Source organism: Streptomyces sp. SID13031, from assembly GCF_010548305.1.
Taxonomy (GTDB): Bacteria; Actinomycetota; Actinomycetes; order Propionibacteriales; family Kribbellaceae; genus Kribbella.
Map to the genome: position 1 here is coordinate 1 of NZ_JAAGLV010000124.1, position 387 is coordinate 387.

At 57.4% G+C, this 387-nt stretch carries 1 protein-coding gene; it reads right to left on the reverse strand.

The window, feature by feature from the left end; translation table 11 throughout:
• The coding region (locus G3I17_RS39535) for a hypothetical protein (protein ID WP_203591371.1) at positions 1–387 on the reverse strand (387 nt) is incomplete at both ends.

Consider the following 387-nt stretch of genomic DNA (forward strand, 5'->3'; position numbering starts at 1 on the left):
ATTTCACAGCCCTCACCTGGGTAAACAAGGCCTTGACGAAGGCCGGACGGCAGTAAGCCACCGCTTTGGGAATGGCCGCATAGACCAGGTACAGGTCAAGCAGGATGCGCTCCAGCAGGCCGTGGGAATGAAAGCTGATACGCAACCCGTGGATCATTTCCTCGAAGCGGAACAAGGCACGCTCGGGGGTATCGGCGCTGTGCTCGGACAGGTCGTGGGCAATCTCCACATCCAGCACGCAGGCCTTTGGGAAATACTCCTCGTAGCGGATGAAAAAGTCGGTATCGGTGGCATAGAAGCGCAACCGCTCGTCATAGAACGGCGTCAAGCGCTGGATGCACTCGCGGGTGAAAATAAGGCCGCTGTTGATGCCCAACAGGTTTTTCG